The organism is Phocaeicola sp. ICN-14070, assembly GCF_037892625.1.
In the GTDB taxonomy this organism is placed as follows: Bacteria; Bacteroidota; Bacteroidia; order Bacteroidales; family Bacteroidaceae; genus Phocaeicola; species Phocaeicola plebeius.
In genome coordinates, this window is record NZ_JBBKBF010000126.1 from 1 (window position 1) to 3,272 (window position 3,272).

Annotated in this window: 3 protein-coding genes and 2 pseudogenes; all 5 read right to left on the minus strand. The window is 53.0% G+C overall.

Annotated features, from left to right (window positions below):
- Positions 1-1,092, minus strand: a pseudogene (locus WKT20_RS17735) (hypothetical protein); the annotation flags it as partial.
- Between the two features lie 25 nt (positions 1,093-1,117).
- Positions 1,118-1,306: a hypothetical protein gene (locus WKT20_RS17740; protein ID WP_007562482.1), complete on the minus strand. Its 189-nt coding sequence runs from the start codon at positions 1,304-1,306 to the stop codon at positions 1,118-1,120.
- A gap of 2 nt (positions 1,307-1,308) precedes the next feature.
- Complete coding sequence (locus WKT20_RS17745; RefSeq protein WP_333490103.1) at positions 1,309-2,022, minus strand: hypothetical protein; 714 nt, start codon at positions 2,020-2,022, stop codon at positions 1,309-1,311.
- Positions 2,023-2,026: 4 nt separating this feature from the next.
- A complete protein-coding gene (locus tag WKT20_RS17750) occupies positions 2,027-2,332 on the minus strand; it encodes a hypothetical protein (protein WP_057280917.1) in 306 nt (101 codons plus the stop codon).
- Positions 2,333-2,344: 12 nt separating this feature from the next.
- Positions 2,345-3,272 (minus strand): annotated as a pseudogene (locus WKT20_RS18350) (hypothetical protein); the annotation flags it as partial.

Here is a 3,272-nt window from a genome sequence, read left to right on the forward strand (position 1 = left end):
ATGTTTCCAGTCGCGTTGGAACCCCGCTGCCCGGTGGCTGAACATCAGGCCGGCATACGCTGTCACACCGCCTCCTGCCTTCAGCAGCGTAATGTAATGCACCCGGCTCACCACACCGGAGTTCTCATGCTGCGCGTAGGCTTCCACCACGTTCGTACCCTCCTGCATCTGAGCCAGTGGGATGGTCACGTTCTTCTGCTGCACACCGCTGCCGGCCGAAAGACCGAGGGTAAAGGCCTGCCCGCCGTTGATGCGGTAGTAGATGTTCTTCTCCCCGCTCGTGCCCTTGGCAGTAAAGGGGATGTTCACGTCATTTTTATATCCCCCGTCGGCCAGCCCGTTGCCCGCCGAGTAGCTGGTCTCCAGCTCCATGGCCACCATGGTCACCTTGGCCGTGGCCGTCTTCATCAGTGTGCCGCCCTGGTAGGTTGCCTGCGCTTCCACCTGCACGGTATAGGCGGTGGCATCCTTCAGGTAGGGCGAAGCGTCAAAGGTATAAGCCTGTCCGGCTGTCACGCCCACAAACTCTGCATCCTGGAACTCACTGATCACGGTCGAACCGCGTTTCACAATCACGCGGGCTTTCAGGTCGCTGTAGCCGTCCACCGTACCGCCACCGGCAGTACCCACGCCCACAGAGTATTTCACCACAAAACCGCTTCCCAGTGCCAGGTACTGCTGCGAGGGAAGTCCCGCGCCGCCGCTGTCCGTCAGGTCAATGTACAACACCACCTTGTCGTCGTCGGTGTACTTCGAGAAGCGCACCTCCTTCGAGCTCTCGCCGCCCTGGTTATCCTTCTGCTTCACGGTCATCACATATTGAGTGCCGTCCTCGCTGTCCTGCACATCCACGTCCGTCACCGTACCCACCATTGCATCAAACACCGTTCCGGATGTAGGGGGCTTCGTCTCGCCGCTCACCAGTTCCTCGGTAGGGGTACGGTTTGACAGTTCCTTCTTCAGAAACGCTTCTACATCGTCCCCGTCATAGGCATGATAGGTGCCGTCCTGCTGTTTCTGGTTCCATGGTGTTTCAAGATTCATCGGATGTTCAGTCGCATTGATGATTCCGCTTATTTTCCTTTTTGCCATAATACTGTCCTTTTATAATAATCATTCATTTATCAGTTTTACTGCTACCGTTCCATGCGTCCGACCCGTTCCACGGCTCGTCGCCTTTCCAGTATCCAAGTCCGAAACAGCTGCTGATTGCGGACCATACCAGCCTTGCCCCGGCATAGACAGCCGACAGGGCACGTTTTCCCACATACGCAGCCGTTATTTCCTTACCGCCTATGGTTATCATCGTCAATCCTCCTCATAAATCAGATACAGCGTATTCTCATCCTTGTCCGGAAGTGCTTCGTAAGCATCCCCGCTCATCACCTCATGCCGGTAGGAAAGTAGTCTCAGGCGGCCTTCTGTTCCGGTATATACGGCATCGCCCAGCAGGTAAAGCTTGTCCGGCAGGATGGCTGTCCGGTCCGCATTCATGAACATGCCGGCAGGGGGTACTCCCGCCACGTCCCAGTCCCCGTACAGGGTGGAGTCCATGTGGTAGGCAAATTTCCCGGCACCGGCCACATACACCACGCTGCCGCCCGGCTTGGTACTTTTGTCAGGTAAAACGTTGCCTGTTTCCATCCATGATGAAAAGCGTACAGTAGCCCCGCCGACGGCTGCTGCCGTAGTCTGTTCCACCTTGGCAGCGGCATTTTCTGCCTTGGCTGCCGCTTCGTTGGCCTTGGTAGCGGCTTCCGTGGCGGCCTGGGTCTTTTCCTCCAGTCCGGCTACGGCTCCTTCCGCTTTCTTGGCGGCAGCCTCGGCACGGGCGGCGGCATCGCTCGCAGGTTTCCCTATCAGTTCCAGGGGGACGATCACCATCTTGCCGTCCTTCTCGCCGGGCAGTGATTTCACACCGTTCAGCGAGGTAACAGTTTCCAAATCCTCCACACCGGTAGAGGACTGGAGCACACGGTCCAGCACTTCCTGAACCATTTCTTCTTGCGTCATTTCTGCCATAAATCTATTCATCTATCAATTTTACGATCTGTGAATAACATCCTGGGGTTAGCCCGATTACAGACTCTTTTATAAGTATAGCATCCTCAGCACTGATGGATAAATCCCCGTTTGCCTGTATGAGACGCATGCACAATTCATACGAATGGATTTTACGGCTGCTATCCTTATTAGAATCACCGGATGATCGAGCACCTTCCCCATTAAAAAGGCATTGGGCTATAATATCTGTCATCAGCTGGACTTTTCCACCGACTATGAGGTCATTCCCTCTATAATCCTTAAACGTCTTGTTAAAATTCACCTTCATAACTATTCATTTTTATGACACGTTAATGATAATTCCATTCTGTACTTCTACTGTTTTACCCTTGAATCGCCCAGACCAACCATTTTGAGGAAGCATTTTATCAGCTTGTACCACACCACCACTCACCAGAATATTCCCGGAATGCACCAACACATCGCCATCGAAATATCCTGCTGAAAATGTATATTTGTCAGGATAAGTAGGCTTCTCACGACAACTTCCATAAATACCTGCTCCACCAAATGGAGCAATACCCATGATTGCATTACTAAAATTGTTTGCCTTAGCATAGATGCAGGTATCTCCGGTCCAATAGCCGTCATATCCCAATCGAATTTCAGCATCTCCATTACTCCAAAGCATGCAATTCCTTTCAACTGTAAATGTTCCTACCTTTCCTCCGTCCTCAACAAATATTTTTCCATATACAGATGCATTCCGGCATTCCATGCTCCCGTCTTCCAGTATCTTGAAATTGCCGTTGGCTGTCACCAGTCCCTCCAGCTGTATATGGTCGGCTGTCAGCTTGATTTTGCTCACGGGCTTGCCGTATTCGTCCGTATCTTCCACACTGACTCCGATAAGGGCCACCTTGCCGCTGGCATCCTGGGCATACAGCCCCGCACCTTCCGGCTTGATCACCAGCCCAGTTTCTTTCAGTGCTTCACCGTCCTTGTCAAAAACCGCCGCTGAAATCTTCACCAGCCGGTCGCTTTGTTCAAACAGCGTCCGGTACTTATAGGCCAGTGCATCCGCCTTGTTGGTGCTGAACACCAGCAGCGAAATGTAAATCACGCCCGTAAACGACAGCTTGAAGTCGCCCGTTCCGTTCCATAGCCCGTCCAGCGTGAACATCTTCTCGCCGCCAACGGGCAGATCCTCTTCATGGCCGAACATGTTGAAGTTCTCAAACCCGGTCTTGTCAGCACCCACAAATTCG

What these genes read in the sequence shown, in the direction of transcription:
- WKT20_RS17745 (WP_333490103.1), bottom strand. Translation starts at nt 2,022, where the DNA reads ATGGCAGAAATGACGCAAGAAGAAATGGTTCAGGAAGTGCTGGACCGT.
- WKT20_RS17740 (WP_007562482.1), bottom strand. Translation starts at nt 1,306, where the DNA reads ATGATAACCATAGGCGGTAAGGAAATAACGGCTGCGTATGTGGGAAAA.
- WKT20_RS17750 (WP_057280917.1), bottom strand. Translation starts at nt 2,332, where the DNA reads ATGAAGGTGAATTTTAACAAGACGTTTAAGGATTATAGAGGGAATGAC.